This window comes from Pseudomonas sp. NIBRBAC000502773, from assembly GCF_006517195.1.
Lineage (GTDB): Bacteria > Pseudomonadota > Gammaproteobacteria > Pseudomonadales > Pseudomonadaceae > Aquipseudomonas > Aquipseudomonas marginalis.
The window spans coordinates 658,318-675,277 of record NZ_CP041189.1 but is presented as its reverse complement, the minus strand read 5'-3'; the positions used below and the strand labels follow the sequence as shown (position 1 = coordinate 675,277).

The 16,960-nt window shown below is 61.5% G+C and carries 20 protein-coding genes; 9 read left to right on the top strand and 11 right to left on the bottom strand.

From position 1 onward, the window contains the following. Nucleotides 1-247 precede the first annotated feature (247 nt). Nucleotides 248-1,192: an aliphatic sulfonate ABC transporter substrate-binding protein gene (locus tag NIBR502773_RS02975; RefSeq protein WP_065941833.1), complete on the bottom strand. Its 945-nt coding sequence runs from the start codon at nucleotides 1,190-1,192 to the stop codon at nucleotides 248-250. Nucleotides 1,193-1,427: 235 nt separating this feature from the next. Between NIBR502773_RS02975 and NIBR502773_RS02970 the strand changes: the two genes are divergently transcribed. Genes NIBR502773_RS02970 through NIBR502773_RS02960 form a run of 3 tightly spaced genes read left to right on the top strand, consistent with a single transcriptional unit; the run spans nucleotide 1,428 to nucleotide 4,244 of the window. Further along, nucleotides 1,428-2,486 carry an ABC transporter substrate-binding protein gene (locus tag NIBR502773_RS02970; RefSeq protein ID WP_115488612.1) on the top strand — a complete coding sequence of 353 codons (1,059 nt, stop codon included), beginning with the start codon at nucleotides 1,428-1,430 and terminating at the stop codon, nucleotides 2,484-2,486. Beyond that, nucleotides 2,473-3,462: an ABC transporter permease gene (locus NIBR502773_RS02965; protein ID WP_141155338.1), complete on the top strand. Its 990-nt coding sequence runs from the start codon at nucleotides 2,473-2,475 to the stop codon at nucleotides 3,460-3,462. Before NIBR502773_RS02970 ends, NIBR502773_RS02965 begins: the two co-directional genes overlap by 14 nt. Next, entirely contained in the window at nucleotides 3,456-4,244 is a 789-nt protein-coding gene (locus NIBR502773_RS02960) for an ABC transporter ATP-binding protein (protein ID WP_065941835.1), read from the top strand. Before NIBR502773_RS02965 ends, NIBR502773_RS02960 begins: the two co-directional genes overlap by 7 nt. Here the strand turns inward: NIBR502773_RS02960 and NIBR502773_RS02955 are convergent, their stop codons facing one another. Next, nucleotides 4,245-5,093, bottom strand: coding sequence for a helix-turn-helix domain-containing protein (locus NIBR502773_RS02955; RefSeq protein ID WP_115488616.1), 849 nt, complete (start codon nucleotides 5,091-5,093; stop codon nucleotides 4,245-4,247). Between the two features lie 110 nt (nucleotides 5,094-5,203). Between NIBR502773_RS02955 and NIBR502773_RS02950 the strand changes: the two genes are divergently transcribed. Beyond that, complete coding sequence (locus NIBR502773_RS02950) at nucleotides 5,204-5,614, top strand: hypothetical protein (protein WP_098479205.1); 411 nt, start codon at nucleotides 5,204-5,206, stop codon at nucleotides 5,612-5,614. Nucleotides 5,615-5,689: 75 nt separating this feature from the next. Here NIBR502773_RS02950 and NIBR502773_RS02945 read toward each other — a convergent pair whose 3' ends face one another. Beyond that, nucleotides 5,690-6,025 (bottom strand): hypothetical protein, encoded by a 336-nt coding sequence (locus tag NIBR502773_RS02945; protein ID WP_032889532.1) that lies wholly within the window; start codon nucleotides 6,023-6,025, stop codon nucleotides 5,690-5,692. 90 nt (nucleotides 6,026-6,115) lie between these two features. Between NIBR502773_RS02945 and NIBR502773_RS02940 the strand changes: the two genes are divergently transcribed. The 4 genes from NIBR502773_RS02940 to glsB all read left to right on the top strand — a co-directional run bounded on the left by NIBR502773_RS02940 (nucleotide 6,116) and on the right by glsB (nucleotide 8,280). Further along, the gene (locus NIBR502773_RS02940; protein ID WP_141155337.1) at nucleotides 6,116-6,460 is read left to right on the top strand and encodes a hypothetical protein; all 345 of its coding nucleotides are present in this window, start codon (nucleotides 6,116-6,118) and stop codon (nucleotides 6,458-6,460) included. Between the two features lie 59 nt (nucleotides 6,461-6,519). Next, nucleotides 6,520-6,915, top strand: coding sequence for a hypothetical protein (locus NIBR502773_RS02935; RefSeq protein ID WP_141155336.1), 396 nt, complete (start codon nucleotides 6,520-6,522; stop codon nucleotides 6,913-6,915). Beyond that, nucleotides 6,905-7,291, top strand: coding sequence for a hypothetical protein (locus NIBR502773_RS02930; protein WP_141155335.1), 387 nt, complete (start codon nucleotides 6,905-6,907; stop codon nucleotides 7,289-7,291). The genes NIBR502773_RS02935 and NIBR502773_RS02930 overlap by 11 nt, the downstream gene beginning before the upstream one ends. A gap of 80 nt (nucleotides 7,292-7,371) precedes the next feature. Then, complete coding sequence (gene glsB, locus NIBR502773_RS02925) at nucleotides 7,372-8,280, top strand: glutaminase B (RefSeq protein WP_027607252.1); 909 nt, start codon at nucleotides 7,372-7,374, stop codon at nucleotides 8,278-8,280. Nucleotides 8,281-8,317: 37 nt separating this feature from the next. Here glsB and NIBR502773_RS02920 read toward each other — a convergent pair whose 3' ends face one another. The 6 genes from NIBR502773_RS02920 to NIBR502773_RS02895 all read right to left on the bottom strand — a co-directional run bounded on the left by NIBR502773_RS02920 (nucleotide 8,318) and on the right by NIBR502773_RS02895 (nucleotide 13,451). Then, nucleotides 8,318-8,557, bottom strand: a complete 240-nt coding sequence (locus tag NIBR502773_RS02920; protein WP_065948099.1) for a DUF6124 family protein — start codon at nucleotides 8,555-8,557, stop codon at nucleotides 8,318-8,320. Nucleotides 8,558-9,092: 535 nt separating this feature from the next. Beyond that, nucleotides 9,093-9,857, bottom strand: a complete 765-nt coding sequence (gene mddA / locus NIBR502773_RS02915; RefSeq protein WP_373682378.1) for a methanethiol S-methyltransferase — start codon at nucleotides 9,855-9,857, stop codon at nucleotides 9,093-9,095. A gap of 132 nt (nucleotides 9,858-9,989) precedes the next feature. Next, complete coding sequence (locus NIBR502773_RS02910) at nucleotides 9,990-11,258, bottom strand: FAD-binding oxidoreductase (RefSeq protein WP_141155333.1); 1,269 nt, start codon at nucleotides 11,256-11,258, stop codon at nucleotides 9,990-9,992. Further along, the gene (locus tag NIBR502773_RS02905) at nucleotides 11,255-12,007 is read right to left on the bottom strand and encodes an amino acid ABC transporter ATP-binding protein (RefSeq protein ID WP_027607248.1); all 753 of its coding nucleotides are present in this window, start codon (nucleotides 12,005-12,007) and stop codon (nucleotides 11,255-11,257) included. The genes NIBR502773_RS02910 and NIBR502773_RS02905 overlap by 4 nt, the downstream gene beginning before the upstream one ends. Continuing rightward, nucleotides 12,004-12,672 carry an ectoine/hydroxyectoine ABC transporter permease subunit EhuD gene (ehuD, locus tag NIBR502773_RS02900; RefSeq protein WP_027607247.1) on the bottom strand — a complete coding sequence of 223 codons (669 nt, stop codon included), beginning with the start codon at nucleotides 12,670-12,672 and terminating at the stop codon, nucleotides 12,004-12,006. The genes NIBR502773_RS02905 and ehuD overlap by 4 nt, the downstream gene beginning before the upstream one ends. Continuing rightward, complete coding sequence (locus NIBR502773_RS02895; RefSeq protein ID WP_027607246.1) at nucleotides 12,669-13,451, bottom strand: ABC transporter substrate-binding protein; 783 nt, start codon at nucleotides 13,449-13,451, stop codon at nucleotides 12,669-12,671. The genes ehuD and NIBR502773_RS02895 overlap by 4 nt, the downstream gene beginning before the upstream one ends. A 215-nt stretch (nucleotides 13,452-13,666) precedes the next feature. Between NIBR502773_RS02895 and NIBR502773_RS02890 the strand changes: the two genes are divergently transcribed. Continuing rightward, nucleotides 13,667-14,446, top strand: coding sequence for an IclR family transcriptional regulator (locus NIBR502773_RS02890; protein WP_141155332.1), 780 nt, complete (start codon nucleotides 13,667-13,669; stop codon nucleotides 14,444-14,446). A 131-nt stretch (nucleotides 14,447-14,577) separates the two neighbouring features. On the opposite strand, the gene NIBR502773_RS02885 is transcribed toward NIBR502773_RS02890, so the two are convergent. Together NIBR502773_RS02885 and NIBR502773_RS02880 are read right to left on the bottom strand one after the other, a co-directional pair. Next, complete coding sequence (locus tag NIBR502773_RS02885; protein ID WP_141155331.1) at nucleotides 14,578-15,822, bottom strand: saccharopine dehydrogenase family protein; 1,245 nt, start codon at nucleotides 15,820-15,822, stop codon at nucleotides 14,578-14,580. A 28-nt stretch (nucleotides 15,823-15,850) separates the two neighbouring features. Next, nucleotides 15,851-16,948 (bottom strand): carboxynorspermidine decarboxylase, encoded by a 1,098-nt coding sequence (locus NIBR502773_RS02880; protein ID WP_141155330.1) that lies wholly within the window; start codon nucleotides 16,946-16,948, stop codon nucleotides 15,851-15,853. Nucleotides 16,949-16,960 lie beyond the last annotated feature (12 nt).

Below are 16,960 nucleotides of genomic sequence, written 5' to 3'. Positions count from 1 at the left end.
GAGCGGGCTTGTCGAATCGTCGCACCGCCCGCGTTGGGCTGCGTAGCAGCCCCAAAACACAGCCTCTACAGAGTGTCTGTTACACCGCATTCTTCTTTACTGGGGCTGCTACGCAGCCCAGCGCGGGACAAGCCCGCTCACCACAGGGATATTTGTCAGAGTCTGAAAAGTTGTGTAGATACCCGTGGCCATCGAGGGCAAGTCGAATCGTCGCACCGCCCCTCCCACATTGAGATCACACCCGCTTTCAAGGCCGCCAGGTCTGCACGTCCTTGGCATCCACCGCCTTGGGCAACAACCCCGCCTTGAAGAACGCATCGGCAATCTTCTGCTGCTCACCCAACTGCTCAATCGTCACCGGCTGCACCTGATAACTGCGGTGCGCATTCGCCGCTTCCACCGTGGCTGCATCCAGGTTGCCCCACAGCGGGCCGAGCACTTTTGCCGCGTCCTGCGGGTTGGTTTTTACCCAGTGGCCGGCGTTTTCCAGCTGCGCATACACCACCTTCAATACCTCCGGGTGCGCCTTGGCGTACGGCGTGCCGGTCAGGTAATAGCGCTTGTAGCTGGCCAGCCCGGCACCGTCCGCCAGGGTGCGCGTCGGCAGTTGGCGCTGCACGCTGGTGAGGAAGGGTTCCCAGGTGACCCAGGCGTCCACCTTGTTGTTCTCGAACGCCGCGCGGCCATCGGCCGGCGACAGGTAAGCCGGCTCGATATCCGAGAACGCCAGGCCGGCCTTGGCCAGCGCGGCAATCAACAGATAGTGAGTGCCGGCGGCCTTGGTTACCGCGATCTTCTTGCCCTTCAAGTCCGCCAACTGTTGGATCGGCGAGTCCTTGCGTACCACGATGGCCTGGGCCGAAGGCGAGGGCGCTTCCTGGGCGAAGTAGGTGAGTTTGGCCTGGGCGGCCTGGGCGAAGATCGGCACGGTGTCGGCCACGTCGGCGCTGATGTCCACATTGCCGACGTTCAGCGCTTCCAGCAGCGGCAGGCCGCTGGGGAACTCATGCCAGCTCACCTCGATGTTGTCGGCCTTGAGGGCTTTCTCCAGGGTGCCCTGGGTTTTCAGCAGGGTGATCAGCGTGGAGGATTTCTGGTAACCGATGCGCACGGTTTCCTGGGCGTGCGCACTGACGGCAACGGAAAAGGCCAGCAATCCTAATACAGCGGCGAGGGGACGACGAAGGGACATGGTGGGCTCTATCTTCAGCGAAATAGATCCAAGCTTAATGATCTGAAAACCATTCGCTAAATACTCTTTCGATCTGAGCTTAGGGCGCTTTCAGCCGCTTCCTGCCCATCAGGCATAACCATAGAATTATATGGTTCTTTCATAAAAGTCAGTCATTAATATAATCAAAATGGAATTTTTGTCGCTTTCGGCCTTTCTCTGGAGCGGGCTGACCCATTCAATAGGGATACTTCGCATGGCTGCTTTTGATCACCTGACCCGTCGCCGCCTCCTGGGCCTGGCCGGCCTGACCCTGGCCAGCCTGTCGCTGCCGCGCCTGGGCTTTGCCGCTGACGCACATGCCGGCCACAACATCGCCCAGGAGCCGGCCGGCACGGGCGATTTCATCCGCCTCGACGCGCCGCGCAAACTCAAGCTGGCGGTGAACCTCAACGCGGTGTGCCTGGCGCCTGTGGTGATCGCCCATGGGCAAGGCTTCTTCAGCAAGCACAACCTGGACGTGGAGTTGGTCAACTTCGGCAACTCCACTGAGGTCTTGCTGGAAGCCATCGCCACCGGCAAGGCCGACGCAGGCGTGGGCATGGCGCTGCGCTGGCTCAAGGCCCTGGAGCAGGGCTTTGACGTGAAGCTCACCGCCGGCACCCATGGCGGTTGCCTGCGGTTGCTCAGTGCCGCCAACGGCGGTGTGAGCAAGCTGGAAGACCTCAAGGGCAAGGCCATTGGCGTGACCGACATGGCCAGCCCGGACCGCAACTTCTTTTCGATCCTGCTGAAAAAACACGGCGTCGACCCGGTGCGCGATGTGGAGTGGCGCCTGTACCCGGCCGACCTGCTCGGCACGGCGCTGGAGCGTGGCGAAGTGCAGGCAGTGAGCGGCAGTGACCCATTCATGTACCGCCTGATCAAGTCCGGCGTGGCGCGGGAGTTGTCCACTAACCTGGTGGAGGAATACGCCAACCTCAGTTGCTGCGTGGTCGGTGTCACCGGCAAATTGGTGCGTGAAGACAAGCGCGTAGTCGCGGCGCTGACCCAGGCGATCCTCGAAGCCCATGACTATTCCGTGCAGCACCCGGAGGACGTCGCCAAAGGCTTCCAGGCCTACGCTCTGAACACCTCCACCGAAGAAGTCCAGGCGATCCTCCACGACCACACCCACGGCCACCACGCGGTCGGCGCGGCGCTGACCCAGGAGATCACCACCTACGTCACCGACCTGAAAACCGTGGAAGTGATCAGCAAAGGCACCGACCCGATCGCGTTTGCCCAGGAGATCACCGCCGATGTCTTCAACTGACGCAACCGTCCTCAACCCGCCTGTGGCGCTCAAGCTCGGGTGGCAAGGCGCGGCGGTGGTGACGGCCTGGGTGGCCGTCGCGCTGCTGATCAGTTACTGGCCCAACGCGGTGCGCAATTGGCCGTTGACTCAGGGCCTGGCCAACCTCTGTGTGGGCGTGGCGGCGTTGTTTATTGTGCTAAGCCTGCTGGGGCGCAGGCTGTCGACACTCGCGCTGCGCTTGCGCACGGCCGCGCCCTGGCTGATCGCCTTGCCGGTGCTGCTGGGCCTCTGGGAATTGCTCACCGCCAAGCTTGCGCTGTTGCCGGTGCCATTCTTCGCGCCGCCCCAAGCCTTGCTCGCGGTGTACATCGAAGACTACGCACGCCTGGCCGACAGCCTGCTGCATTCGGCGCTGCTGCTGGGCTCGGGGGTGGCGCTGGGCGCCGCCACCGGGTTTGTCGCCGGTGTTGCCATTGGCTGGTCCACGCGTATCGGATACTGGCTGCACCCGGTGCTGCGCATCCTCGGCCCGGTGCCGTCGACGGCGTTGTTGCCGCTGTGTTTTTTCCTGTTTCCGAGCAGTTGGAGTGCAAGTGTGTTTTTGATTGCCCTGGCCACCTGGTTTCCGGTCACGGTGCTCACCTGGTCCGGCGTGGCCAGCGTCGATAAAGCCTATTACGACGTGGCGCGCACCCTCGGCGCCCAGCCGGGTTTTCTGATTTTCAAGGTGGCGATTCCCGCCGCGTTGCCCCACGTCTTCGTCGGCCTGTTCATGGGCCTGGGCGCCTCATTCTCAACCTTGGTGGTGGCGGAAATGATGGGGGTCAAGTCCGGCATCGGCTGGTACCTGCAATGGGCCCAGGGCTGGGCGGCCTACGCGAACATGTACGCCGCACTGCTGATCATGGCGCTGGCCTGTTCGGGGTTGATCACCGGGTTGTTCCTGGTGCGTGATCGGTTGCTGGCCTGGCAGAAAGGAGCGATGAAATGGTAGCACCGGCACACGCGGTATCGGCTTCGGAAGGATTGGCGCTGCGCATAGAAAACCTCAGCCATGGTTTTGCGCTGGACGGCCGGCATTTGCCGGTGTTGGAGCGGGTGTCCCTGGACGTGGCGCCGGGAGAGTTTGTGGCATTGCTCGGGCCTTCGGGTTGCGGCAAGTCCACCTTGCTGCGCCTGGTGGCGGGGCTGGAGCCGGCGGACTCCGGACGGCTGTTGGCCGATGGAGAACCCATCGCCGGCCCGGACCCGAGCCGTGTGGTGGTGTTCCAGGACCCGACCCTGTACCCATGGCGCCGCGTGTGGGACAACGTCGCCCTCGGCCTCGAAGCCCAAGGCCTGCTCAAGACCCATTCGGCCAAGGTCGATGAGGCCCTGCACAAGGTCGGCCTTGGTCCGTTCGCCCGTGCCTATCCCCGGCAGTTGTCCGGCGGCATGGCCCAGCGGGTGGCGTTGGCCCGTGCCCTGGTCAACCAGCCGCGTTTGCTGATCCTCGACGAACCTTTGGGCAAACTCGATTCCCTGACCCGCATCACCATGCAAAAAGAGCTGATCGACCTGTGGCAGCGCCAGGGCTACACGGCCCTGCTGGTGACCCACGATGTGGAAGAAGCCTTGCTGCTGGCCAACCGGGTGATTGTGTTCAGCGACCGCCCGGCGAAGATCCAGGCACAGTTGAGCATCGATAGGCCGTATCCACGGCACCGGGACGATCCTTACCTGGTGGACCTGCGGCGGCAGATACTGGGCCTGCTGGGGTTGGGCGAAAACTGGTAGTCAGTGGGCGTCTTTCAGCGCAATGGCCTGGGTGGTCGCACTTGAGACCCCGGCACGGTCCGCCAGGTAACGCGCGGGCGGTTGGCCCACCGCCTTGCGGAACATGGTGATGAAGCCGCTGGCGTTTTCATAACCCAGGTCCAGGGCCACCCGTTGCACGCTTTCACCTTTGGCCAGCCGTTGCAGGGACAGGATCACATGCAACTGCCGGCGCCAGCGGCCGAAACTCAGGCCCAATTCCTCCAGCAACAGGCGCGTCATGCTGCGCTCGCTCATGCCGATGCGCACCGCCCACTGGCCGAGGGTGGCTTTGTCGGTCGGGTCGGCCAGCAGGCTGTTGGCCAGGCGGCGCAAGCGTGCGTCCTGGGGCATGGGCAGGTGCAGGGCTTCGACCGGGGCGGCGGCCAGTTCATCCAGCAAGGTGTTGATCAAGCGGCCTTGGGCGCCGGCCTCGTCATAGAATTGCGGGAAGCTGACGGCCTTGCTGATCAGCTCATGCAGCAACCCGGACACGGCCAGGGTGCAGCATTGCGGCGGCAGGGCGTGGGCGGCGTCGGGGTCGATCAACAGGCAATACACCTCGGCCTCGCCAGAGCCACGCGCCGCATGGGGCGTACCGCCGGGAATCCACAGTGCACACTGGGGCGGCACGATCCAGATCCCCGCTTCGATTTCACAGTGGATGACCCCGCGCAGGGTGTACATCAACTGGCCCTTGCGGTGGGCGTGCTGGGCATGTTCCCAGGTGTCCGACGTGCTGGTGGCGCCCACGGCCACCACGGCGCGGGGGAACAGGTCGGCGTCCTTGGCCATCAACGGGTCGAGCAGATCAAGACGGTGGTGCTTCATGGCGGAGATCGCAGGTTGGCTGGATTGCGAAACAGTCTGGCTATTCTGTGCAATGCCGTCCAGGGGTTCGAGCTTTATATTGAGATCCACTCTCATTAAGGAGCTTTGCCATGCGACTCGACAGCACAACATTCCCCGTGGTGAAAATCGTCTTCGATGCGCCTAGCGAGGATGGGCCGGAGGATGCTTTCCTGGCTTTTGAAGGGCTATTGGCGAGGGAGCAGGCCTTTATGTTGCTGCACGAAAAATCCGTGGATGAAAACAACCATGAGCACTCCCACGAAGAGCGTAAGCAGGCGTCGATCTGGATGAAGAAAAACAAACAGGCGCTGCGCATGTTCGTCAAAGGCATGATCCAAGTTGAGCCCAGCGCCGCCAAACGCCTGGCACTCAAGCCGTTCGCGGTGATGTTCAGTAAGGCCTGGGGCTACCCGTTGCTGGTGGTGGAATCCAAGGACCAGGCCTGGGCACTGGCGCGGGATGTGCTGGATGAGCGGGTGTCGGATGTGGCGCATTTTTGAAGGGTAGAGTGGAGCAAAAAATGTGCGAGCGGGTCTGGCCGCGGGCCCGCTCCCACATGGGTTTGGTGGTATGGCTCAGTCCACGCAGATCGCTCGGCCCAGCTTGCCTTTTTCCACTGTCGCCGAGCAGCCGAAGTGGCCGTTATCCACCTGGCACGCGCCGGTCACCGGACCGTTGCCGGACTGGGTGGTGACACTGGTCTGGCACTCGCCTTCACACTGGCTCGAATCGGTACATGCCTTGCCCGCATCCTTGTACGGGGTGATGCATTTCCAGCTCTGCAACTTGCCGACTTGCTTCATGGTACCGCCGCCTGCCAGGCAGGTGGACGCCGCAGCGTCCTGGGCGGGTGGGGTCGTGGTACAGGCCGATACCAGCAGTAAAGCGGCCAGGCCAATCATCAATTTCATGCAAAGTCCTCGTGGAGTAAGCGCAACGGTGCAGTGTACGGGCATATGGACTACTTTGATTGACGAGCGATCCCTAACCGGTAATGACTCATGCGCACGTTATGGAAGCGGTATGTGGCCCTGCTGGAAAACGACCTGAGCACGCAAGTTTTCGACAACGTCAAAAACCTGCTGGTGTGCGCGCTGCTGTTTGCGGCGGGTACCAATACTCTCGTGGGGCAGCAGGACCTTTTTATCGGGGTGTTCGCCTCCAGCGTGGCGGGGTGGGGGCTGATCCTTCTGTCGACAGCGCTGATGCTGTTGAACGTCAGCGATGGCATTCGCCGGTTGGCCAAGCTGCGTTATCACCTGGCATTGCAACTGTTGCTGATCCTGGTTTATCTGGTGGTGGCCGAGCGGGTGGTAGAGATTGTGTGGGGCTTCAGGGCGCATTGAATCGAGGTGTTCACCGCGTTCGCGCTAGAATTGCCCGCCCGCGGACCAGGATGCGCACCATGCACACGCTTTATTGTTACGTCGATGGATCTGACAACCAAGCAATCGAACCGGTATTGGCCGACGCCTTTCGCGCATTGGTCAGCGATTGGGCGCAATATTGTGCCGTGTTTGTGAATCACCAGCACGAGCGTACACCCGACCTGGCGCCTGATGATCTGAATGACTGGTTTATCGGGCTCAACCTTCCTTTACCTCACGTTAGCCAATCTCAAATTGACCAATTGGTTGTGTTTGCCAAAGCCCTGGCTGGCGCAACAGGGCGTGATTTTGTGGTGGGTATTTCGTTGCCGTCGGGGCTTTGCGAGGATCTGGTGTTTCTCGACGCGAACGCTGACGAGACTGAGGGATTACGCTTGTACACACGGTTGGAGGCTGCGCTCCATGGGGCTTGATATTCATCTTGAGGCTGATAAGCGAATGTCCCTGGTCCATCTGGCTGACGCCGTGAACGCGGTGGGCGTTGCTGAACTGGAACAGAATGAACACTCGGTGGTGGCGCACTTTCATTCAGGTCTTTTTCTGAGCGGCTGCTTTGAAGTGGATGATCCTGATATTCGGGCGCAAGGCCTGAGCGATCTGGCATTTCCGGTGGCCGTTCGTGGTTATCTGCGCATCAAGGGGCCTGCGCCACAGGACGCTGATCCATTGGCTGACGTCAGGCACCTGGTTGAGCAACTGACTGCGAGGTGTGAGGCCTGTTTCTTGATGTCGTTTCAGTACGAGTCCCTTATGTATTGCCGGGACGAGGAGGGCCTTCACGTTATGTAGTACGCCACCTGGTCTACGTGTTTCAGGTATCCTCCGCACCCCGCTTTCCACCGATTCAAAGACAGATGACAGGACAAGACATGCAGGCGCTGCTGGAGTCGATCCTCGACGAAGTGCGCCCCCTGATCGGCCTCGGCAAAGTCGCCGACTACATTCCCGCGCTGGCCGATGTACCGGCAAACCAACTGGGTATTGCGGTATACGGCAATGACGGCTCGGCCTACCGCGCCGGTGACGCCGATACGCTGTTCTCGGTGCAGAGCATTTCCAAGGTGTTCAGCCTGGTGCAGGCCATCGACCATGGCGGTGAAACCATCTGGGAACGCCTGGGGCACGAGCCTTCGGGGCAGCCGTTCAACTCGTTGGTGCAACTGGAGTTCGAACGCGGCCGCCCGCGTAACCCCTTCATCAATGCCGGCGCGCTGGTGATCTGCGACATCAACCAATCACGCTTTGCCGTGCCGATCCTGTCGATGCGCGACTTCGTGCGGCGCCTGTCGGGCAACCCGCAGATCCTGGTCAACAGCGTCGTCGCCGACTCCGAAGCCCAGCACGGCGCACGTAACGCCGCCATGGCCTACCTGATGAAGTCCTTCGGCAACTTCCACAACGATGTGGATGCGGTGCTGCACAGCTACTTCAACTACTGCGCCCTGCAGATGAGCTGCCTGGACCTGGCCAAGGCGTTCAGCTTCCTCGCCAACGAGGGCACCAGTGCCCACAGCGGCGAACAGATCCTTACCGCGCGGCAGACCAAGCAAGTCAACTCGATCATGGCCACCAGCGGGCTGTATGACGAGGCGGGCAACTTTGCCTACCGCGTGGGCTTGCCGGGCAAGAGCGGTGTGGGCGGCGGCATTGTCGCGGTGGTGCCGGGGCAGTTTACGGTGTGCGTGTGGTCGCCGGAATTGAACGCGGCGGGCAACTCGCTGGCGGGGATCAAGGCGTTGGAGTTGTTGAGTGAGCGGATTGGGTGGTCGGTGTTTTGAGATCGTTCCCACGCGCGTGGGAACGATCATCTGAGTGTCATGCCGCTGGATGGGCGTCATCCAATGCTTTGTCCACCAACAATTGCACACCTTCCAGCATTCGGCAGATGCCCAACGCCACATTGCGTTGTGCGCCGTCGATTTCAAAGGCCAGGTGCGTGGCGATGTCGGTGATGGAGGATAGATCCTGGGAGGCGTTGACCAGCAGGGTTTCCGTGCCCAGGTCGGGGCGCACGGTGAAGAGTTTATCTGGAGGATTTGGGGTGTCTTTAATCATGGTGGAACTCCGTCGACAAGTGGAGCCGCCAGCGTTCGCGGTCAAACGAAGAGGGTGGCAGCTGTACGCGGGTTGACCGACCGGTTGTCAACGAACCCGGCATACCCGAAAGTATCCCGCGCACAACTGCCGCGACACGATACCTCAGGCACAAAAAAAACGCCTGGGATAGGTGCAGGGCGTAGCAGTTCGTTAACAAGGTCGGACGGTCAAATCCGGCCGCTGAATGGGCAGCGACGGCACAGAGGTTAGTCAGCGAAGTTCCGAGCGACAACCTGAAACAGTCGTGGGATAAGTCCTAGGGACCTCATGGTCAGACGCTACATCCTGTGGCGAGGGAGGTTCCACTACCTCTTCGACGTAGCGCTGTCGTGAAGCAAACTGGGACCTCTGTGGTGAGCGGGCTTGTCCCGCGTTGGGGTGCGAAGCGCCCCTGATGAAGACGAATGCGGTGAATCAGGCACTCCTCTGAGCCTGGTTTTGGGGCTGCTGCGCAGCCCAGCGCGGGACAAGCCCGCTCGCCACAAACGCCTATTCAGCGCCCTTTTTTTCGCGTCTTCGACCCCGGCAAAATCATGCCCACCTCTTGCTGGTAGCGCCGATACCGCTCACCAAACAACGCCAACAGGTCCTTTTCTTCAAAGCAGGCGCCAATGAAGAGGTAAACCGTCATCCCTGTCGCAAACAACAGGTGCCCGGCCGTCATGTGCGGCGTTGCCCAAAAAGCGATCAGGAAACCCAGGTACAGCGGGTGACGCACGATCCTGTAAAACAGCGGCGTCCTGAATACTGGCGCCTGTGGTGTGGTTTTGCGCCAACGGTCGATAGCCTGCTTGAGCCCGAACAGTTCGAAGTGGTCGATCAAAAAGGTTGCCAGTAAAGCGATGCACCAGCCCAGCCAGAACAGGCCCATCAACACGGCCTTGGCCCACGTCGTTTCAACCTTCCAGACGGTGAGCGGCATCGGTTGCCACAGCCAGAACATCAGCATCAGCACCAGGCTGCTGAGCAGCACATACGTGGAGCGTTCCACGGAGGTCGGAATGACTGCCGCCAGCCACTGCTTGAAGCCTTTGCGCGCCATGGCCGTGTGCTGGACGCCGAACAGCAGGATCAGCGCGCCGTTGATCAGCACGGCGGCTGGCCAAGCGAGGAGGGGCCCATCGTTGATGTTCTTGGGCACCGCCACGCTGCCGACGAACCCGATCAAATACAAACACGTGAACAGGAACGCCAAATAGCAGCAGGTGCTGTACATCAGCCCGATGACACGGGCGGTGCGAGTGTTGTCGAGTTGCATGAGCATGCCTTTCCCACAGGATGAATAGACCGCAAACCCGCAGGTCAGCCAGTCCATGGCTAAGCCTAGCGGGTTTTGCGTACCAAAGGACCTGTGAGGGATAACGGTTTTCAGCGTGCCTGCAATTAGGACTCAGCTGATATTGAGCCGATCCAACAAGCTGTACCAAGCCACCCCCGCACCAATGTAAAACCGCTGCAATCCGTGCATCGGCAAGCGCTGCAGCGGTGTGACCGGGTAGGCAAATTCAGCCTGGCTGTCGCACAACCGCCCGGCCAGTTGCTGCCCCAGGCTGGTACACAATGCGATGCCGCGGCCATTGCAGCCCAGCGCCAAGGTCAGCCCCGGTGCCGGTTCGTGGACATGGGGCATGAAGTCCCGCGTGATTGCGATACGCCCGGCCCAGCGGTACTCAAATTCCAGCGGGCCCAATTGCGGAAAGAGCAGCGCCAGGGAGCGCTCCAGGTGGGCAAAATCGGCCGGTGACGTGGGGTCGTTGAACAACCCGCGTCCGCCCATCAGTAAGCGCCCATGACTGTCTTTGCGAAAGTACAGCAGCAGCCGTTGTGCGGTGGACACGGTTTCCTGTCCCGGCAAGATGCTCTCTGCCGCACGCCCGCGCAGCGGTTTGGTGGCGACGATAAAACTGTTCGCCCCGAGGATGCTCTGCGCCATGCCCGGCCACAGGCTGCCGCTGTAGCCATTGGTGGCCAGCACCACTTGATCGGCCATCACCTGCGCACCGCCAGCGGTCTGCAGTTGCCATCCCGGGCCCTGGCGCTGTAACCCTGTCACTGCGCTGTGACCATGAATCCGAACACCCGCCGCCAACGCCGCGCCGACCAGCCCACGGGCATACGCCAGCGGCTGAATCGCCCCGGCGCGGCCATCCAGCCAGCCGCCGGCGAATGCCTCACTGCCCATGCGCGATGCCACCGCCGCCGCATCCAGGCGCTGCACCGGCACGCCGCGCCGCGCCCATTGCTCGGCTCGCGCATGCAGGCCGGCCACGCCCTTTTGCGTGTACGACACCTGCATCCAGCCTTTGCGCACCGGCGCGCAATCAATGCCGTGCCTGTCGATCAACGTGAACACCAGGTCCGCCGAGTTCGACACTGTCGAGATCAACGGCTCGGCCTGCTCCGGCCCATACATCTGCACCAGTTGCTCCGGGTCGTACTTGAGCGTCGGGTTGACCTGCCCGCCATTGCGTCCCGATGCGCCCCAGCCGGGCTCATTGGCTTCCAGCACGCACACGCTGACCCCGCGCTCGGCCAGATGCAGGGCTGTCGACAGGCCGGTATACCCCGCGCCGACAATCGCCACATCCACTTTCACCGACTCACCCAGCGCAGGCGTCGGCACCACGGAGGGCGCCGTCGCCGACCACAATGATTTCATGACAGGCTCCGCGTGTTGCCGGTGGGGTGCAGCACGCGCCGCAGGAAGTCCTGGGTACGTGCATGCTGTGGATCGCCCAGCACCTGCTCGGCCGGGCCGCTCTCGACGATGTAGCCGCCATGCAGGAAGCACACGCGGTCGGCGACTTCGCGGGCAAAGCCCATTTCGTGGGTGACCACGATCATGGTCATGCCTTCGTCGGCCAGGGTGCGCATTACCGCCAGGACATCGCCCACCAGTTCAGGGTCGAGGGCCGAGGTGGGTTCGTCGAACAGCATGGCTTCAGGTTTCATCGCCAGGGCGCGGGCGATGGCCACGCGTTGCTGCTGGCCGCCGGAGAGCTGTTCGGGGTAGGCGTCGGCCTTGGCGCTCAGGCCCACCTTGTCCAGCAACACCAGGGCCTCTTCGCGGGCCTGCTTGAGCGGTTCGCCTTTGACATACACCGGACCTTCCATCACGTTTTCCAGCACGGTGCGGTGGGGGAACAGGTTGAAGCGCTGAAACACCATGCCCATGCGGCTGCGCAACGCGTGCACGGTTTTGCTGCCGCGTTGCACGGTTTCGCCGAACACGTTGATGTGGCCGCCATCGTAGGCTTCCAGCGCGTTGATGCAGCGCAGCAGGGTGGATTTGCCCGAGCCCGAGGGGCCGATCAGGCACACCACTTCGCCCTTGGCCACGTCGAGGTCAACGCCGTGCAGTACGCGGTGGCTGCCGTAATGTTTTTGCAACTGACGAATCTCGATCATGCTTTTTTCCTCCGCCCCAGGTGCTGCTCCATACGACGCAGGCCATACACCAGCGGCAGGCTCATCAGCAGGTAGAGCAGGGCGACCAGGGTGTAGACGGTCATGTTCTGGAAGGTCGACGAGGCGATCAGTTGGCCTTGGCGGGTCATCTCGGCGACGGTGATGGTGGATACCAGGGACGAATCCTTGAGCATCATCACCAGGGTGTTGCCGTAGGGCGGCAGGGCGATGCGAAACGCCTGGGGCAGGATCACCCGGCGCATCATCAGCGCCGAGCGCATGCCCAGGGCTTCGGCGGCTTCACGCTGGCCCTGTTCCACGGCAATGATGCCGGTGCGGAAGTTCTCGGCCTGGTATGCCGAGTAGGCGATGCCCATGCCGATCACCCCGGCGTAGAACGCCGTGAGGTGCACGCCCATGTCCGGCAGCACGAAGTAGATGTAGAACAGCTGCACGATGATCGGCAGGCCACGGATCACGTTGATGATGGTGCTGGCCACCCATGACAGCGTGCGAATCGGCGACAGCTTGAGCAGCGCCAGCACCAGGCCGATCGCACTGCTGAGCAGGAACGACAGCACGGTGATCTGGATCGTCACCCAGGCGCCTTGCAGCAGAATCGGCAGGAAGTCCCGGGCGTTTTGCAGGAACTCGGCCGGGTTCATGGACGCACCTGGGTATCAAGTCCCCACTTCTTGAGGATGCTGTCCAGGGTGCCGTCGGCCTTGATGCTGGCGATGGCGGTGTTCAGGCGCCCGAGGGTTTGCGCATCGCCTTTGCGTACCACCAGGCAGACTTCGCCGACGTTGGTGGGCTGGTAGTCGGGGGCGAGCTTCACGCCTTTGAACAGCTTCTGGCGAATCTGGTAGGCCACCACCGGCTGGTCGCCGACCGCCGCCTTGATGCGCCCCAGGGACAGGTCGCGGACCATCTCGCCGATGGAGTCGTAGGTGCGAATCTCCTTGAAAATCCCCAGCTTGTTCAGTTGGTCGTAGAACACCGTGCCGGCCTGTACGCCGACCACCTGATCCTTGAGCGGCGTGAGGTCGGGGTAGGCGGCGCTGTCGTCGGCATTGATGATCAGGCCCTCACCGTAGGCGTACACCGGGGCGCTGAAGTCGACGACCTTGGTGCGCTCTTCGGTCTTGAGCATGCCGGCGGAAATGAAGTCGAGCTTGCCGGAGGTGAGGGAGGGGATCAGCGCGGCGAAGTTGGTCTGTTCGATCTGGCTGGTGAAGCCGCCGGCCTTGCCCACTGCCTCGGCGACGTCGACCATCACGCCCTGGATGCTGTTGGTCTTGATATCGAGGAAGGTGAACGGCGACCCACTGGCGGTTGCACCGACTTTGTACGTGGACGCACTTTCTGCGTGCGCGGCGCTGACGCAGAGTGTGGCGCACACACCGAAGGCAAGGCGGCGAAACAAGGGCGAAAGACTGTTCATCGGGCTACTCCAGAAGGAAAACGGAAAGTCAGTACCGCGAGCGGTTACCGATGAAATCGCAAGCTCTGTGCCATTTCGATTCAAGTAAATCGAATTAAGCTATATAAAATCGACAAAATGAACTATTCGTATCGCTATGCGATATTTAATGGTCTATTTTTGTGATTTGGGGTAGTAATATCGCCACGCCTGATCCACCTGACCGCGAGTTCGCCATGTCCGAAGAACGCAACAGTCTGCACAATCAATCCCTTGAAAAAGGCCTGTCGGTGCTCAAGGCATTCAGCGCCCAGCGCCGCAGCATGAGCCTTGCAGAGGTGGCCGAGGCCGCTGGCATGACCAAAAGCTCGGCCCAGCGCATGGTGTTTACCCTTGAAAGCCTGGGTTACCTTCGGAAACACTCCCGCACACGGCATTACCAACTCACCCCCCGGGTGCTGGAGTTGGGGTTCAGCTACCTGGATGCGCATTCATTGATCGAGGTGGCCAACCCGTTTCTGTCGGAACTGACCCGGCTCACAGGCGAGACCTCGTGCCTGACCGAGCCGGCGGGCTACGACATGACCTATATCGCGCGCTTTGTCAGCGCGGGTTTTGTACCGGTGCATATGCCGATCGGCTCGCGGGTGCCGATGTACTGTACGGCGTCGGGGAGGGCGTTTCTGAGTGCATTGCCGCAGGAGGAGGCGTTGGCGCTGATCGAGCACAGCCAGCGGGTGGCACACACCAGCCAGACGTTGACGGACGTGGCGGGCATTCTGGAATCGTTGCAGCAGGTGCGCGAGCAGGGTTATGCGGTGAATGCCCAGGAGCTGTTCCTCGGCGACATGACCATCGGCGCGCCGGTGCTGGGCGCCAATGGCCGCCCGGTGGCGGCGGTGCATGTGGTGGCGCCGACCAGTCGGTGGAGCAGGGCGGATGCGGAGAAGCAGCTGGCGCCGGCGCTGTTGCAATGCTCCAGGGCATTGAGCAACTCGGCGCGGAACCTGGAATAACCGGCAATGCAGATGCAAATGTGGGAGGGGGCCGGCCCCCGATGGCAGTGTGTCAGCGAGCAGCTGCTTGCTGATCCACCGCTATCGGGGGCAAGCCCCCTCCCACATTCTGTTCGGTTCGCTATGGCCTGTCAGGCCACCGCATCCCAGGCCCTATCACCGTTCTCGTCCTTGATGCGGGTCGGCAGGCCCATTACGTCCAGCGCCTTGAGAAACGGCTCAGCCGGCAGTTCCTCGACGTTGGCCATGTGTTTCACATCCCACTCGCCCCGGGCGACCAGCAGCGCGGCGGCTACCGGTGGAACGCCTGCGGTGTAGGAGATGCCCTGGCTGTCGGTCTCGGCGAAGGCTTCTTCGTGATCCGCCACGTTGTAGATGAACATCTCACGCGGCTGGCCATCCTTGGTGCCTTTGACCAGGTCGCCGATGCAGGTCTTGCCGGTGTAGCCCGGGGCCAGGGAAGACGGGTCGGGCAGCACGGCCTTGACCACTTTCAACGGCACCACTTCCAGGCCTTCGGCGGTGGTGACCGGCTTCTCGGAGAGCAGGCCGAGGTTTTTCAGTACGGTGAACACGTTGATGTAGTGTTCGCCGAAGCTCATCCAGAAACGCACGTTGGGCACGTCGAGGTTTTTCGACAGCGAGTGCACTTCATCGTGGCCGGTGAGGTAGAGGTTCTGCGAACCCACGACCGGCAGGTCGTCGGTGCGTTTGACTTCGAACATGGTGTTGCTGGTCCACTGGCTGTTCTGCCAGCTCCACACCTGCCCGGTGAATTCGCGGAAGTTGATTTCCGGATCGAAATTGGTGGCGAAGTATTTGCCATGGGAGCCGGCATTGACGTCGAGGATGTCGATCGAATCAATGCGGTCGAAATGCTGTTGCTGCGCCAGCGCGGCATACGCGTTGACGACACCCGGGTCGAAGCCCACGCCAAGGATGGCGGTGATGTTCTTCTGTTTGCACTCTTCCAGGTGGTTCCATTCGTAGTTGCCGTACCACGGCGGGGTCTCGCAGACCTTGCCCGGCTCTTCGTGGATGGCGGTGTCGAGGTACGCAACGCCCGTGTCGATGCAGGCACGCAGCACCGACATGTTGAGGAACGCGGAACCCACGTTGATGACGATCTGCGATTCGGTCTCGCGGATCAGGGCCTTGGTCGCTTCCACGTCCAGGGCGTTCAGCGCGAAGGCCTGGATGTCGGCGGGAACCTTGAGGCTACCCTTGGCCTTGACGCTGTCGATGATGGCCTGGCATTTGGAGATGTTGCGCGACGCGATAGCAATACGACCGAGTTCGTCGTTGTGCTGCGCGCACTTGTGGGCCACCACCTTGGCGACACCTCCTGCACCAATGATAAGAACGTTCTTTTTCAATTGCTTTATCTCTCCTTTATCCGCCAGCTTACGAAAGGCTGGACAGGTAGTCGTCGTAACCAAATTCACGAACCACCTCGACTGTACCGTCGAGTTGTTTCACTACGATGGACGGCATTTTCAGGCCGTTGAACCAATTTTTCTTGACCATGGTGTAGCCCGCGGTGTCGATGAACGACAGCCGATCGCCGATGGCCAGCGGACGATCAAATTGATACTCGCCGAAGATGTCCCCGGCCAGGCAGGATTTGCCGCACACCATGTAGGTGTGTTCGCCCTCGCTCGGCGCCAGCTTGGCGTTGAGGCGATAGATCAGCAGGTCCAGCAGGTGGGCTTCGATGGAGCTGTCGACGACGGCGAGATGTTTGCCGTTGTAGAGGGTGTCGAGCACGGTGACTTCCAGGGAGGCGCTGTTGGTGATCGCCGCTTCGCCGGGTTCCAGGTAGACCTGCACGTCGTACTTCTGCGAGAACGCCTTGAGGCGCTGGCAGAAGGCGTCGATGGCATAGCCTTCACCGGTGAAGTGGATGCCGCCGCCGAGGCTGACCCAGTTGACCTTGTGCAGCAGCGCGCCGAAGCGTTCTTCGATGGTGTTCAGCATCTGGTCGAACAGGTTGAAGTCGCCGTTCTCGCAGTTGTTGTGGAACATGAAGCCAGAGATCTGTTCGATCACGCCTTCGATCTTCACCGGGTCCCATTCGCCCAGGCGGCTGAACGGACGCGCCGGGTCGGCCAGCAGGTAGTCGGAGCTGCTTACCTGCGGGTTGACGCGCAGGCCGCGGGTCTTGCCTTCGCTGCGTTCGGCAAAACGCTGCAGCTGGCTGATGGAGTTGAAGATGATCTTGTCGCAGTTATCGAGCATCTCTTCGATTTCATCGTCGGCCCAGGCCACGCTGTAGGCGTGCGCCTCGCCTTCGAACTTCTGGCGGCCGAGCTTCAACTCGTACAGCGACGACGAGGTGGTGCCGTCCATGTATTCCTGCATCAGGTCGAACACCGACCAGGTGGCAAAGCACTTGAGCGCCAGCAGGGCCTTGGCGCCGGACTGCTCGCGCACGTAAGCAATCTTCTGCATGTTGACCAGAAGCTTCTGTTTATCGATGAGGTAGTACGGCGTTTTGATCATTTTTGAGAGCCT

Bases quoted from the DNA above. Each gene is read 5' to 3' on its own strand.
- NIBR502773_RS02975 (WP_065941833.1), bottom strand. From the start codon at position 1,192: ATGTCCCTTCGTCGTCCCCTCGCCGCTGTATTAGGATTGCTGGCCTTT.
- NIBR502773_RS02970 (WP_115488612.1), top strand. From the start codon at position 1,428: ATGGCTGCTTTTGATCACCTGACCCGTCGCCGCCTCCTGGGCCTGGCC.
- NIBR502773_RS02965 (WP_141155338.1), top strand. From the start codon at position 2,473: ATGTCTTCAACTGACGCAACCGTCCTCAACCCGCCTGTGGCGCTCAAG.
- NIBR502773_RS02960 (WP_065941835.1), top strand. From the start codon at position 3,456: ATGGTAGCACCGGCACACGCGGTATCGGCTTCGGAAGGATTGGCGCTG.
- NIBR502773_RS02955 (WP_115488616.1), bottom strand. From the start codon at position 5,093: ATGAAGCACCACCGTCTTGATCTGCTCGACCCGTTGATGGCCAAGGAC.
- NIBR502773_RS02950 (WP_098479205.1), top strand. From the start codon at position 5,204: ATGCGACTCGACAGCACAACATTCCCCGTGGTGAAAATCGTCTTCGAT.
- NIBR502773_RS02945 (WP_032889532.1), bottom strand. From the start codon at position 6,025: ATGAAATTGATGATTGGCCTGGCCGCTTTACTGCTGGTATCGGCCTGT.
- NIBR502773_RS02940 (WP_141155337.1), top strand. From the start codon at position 6,116: ATGCGCACGTTATGGAAGCGGTATGTGGCCCTGCTGGAAAACGACCTG.
- NIBR502773_RS02935 (WP_141155336.1), top strand. From the start codon at position 6,520: ATGCACACGCTTTATTGTTACGTCGATGGATCTGACAACCAAGCAATC.
- NIBR502773_RS02930 (WP_141155335.1), top strand. From the start codon at position 6,905: ATGGGGCTTGATATTCATCTTGAGGCTGATAAGCGAATGTCCCTGGTC.
- glsB (WP_027607252.1), top strand. From the start codon at position 7,372: ATGCAGGCGCTGCTGGAGTCGATCCTCGACGAAGTGCGCCCCCTGATC.
- NIBR502773_RS02920 (WP_065948099.1), bottom strand. From the start codon at position 8,557: ATGATTAAAGACACCCCAAATCCTCCAGATAAACTCTTCACCGTGCGC.
- mddA (WP_373682378.1), bottom strand. From the start codon at position 9,857: ATGCAACTCGACAACACTCGCACCGCCCGTGTCATCGGGCTGATGTAC.
- NIBR502773_RS02910 (WP_141155333.1), bottom strand. From the start codon at position 11,258: ATGAAATCATTGTGGTCGGCGACGGCGCCCTCCGTGGTGCCGACGCCT.
- NIBR502773_RS02905 (WP_027607248.1), bottom strand. From the start codon at position 12,007: ATGATCGAGATTCGTCAGTTGCAAAAACATTACGGCAGCCACCGCGTA.
- ehuD (WP_027607247.1), bottom strand. From the start codon at position 12,672: ATGAACCCGGCCGAGTTCCTGCAAAACGCCCGGGACTTCCTGCCGATT.
- NIBR502773_RS02895 (WP_027607246.1), bottom strand. From the start codon at position 13,451: ATGAACAGTCTTTCGCCCTTGTTTCGCCGCCTTGCCTTCGGTGTGTGC.
- NIBR502773_RS02890 (WP_141155332.1), top strand. From the start codon at position 13,667: ATGTCCGAAGAACGCAACAGTCTGCACAATCAATCCCTTGAAAAAGGC.
- NIBR502773_RS02880 (WP_141155330.1), bottom strand. From the start codon at position 16,948: ATGATCAAAACGCCGTACTACCTCATCGATAAACAGAAGCTTCTGGTC.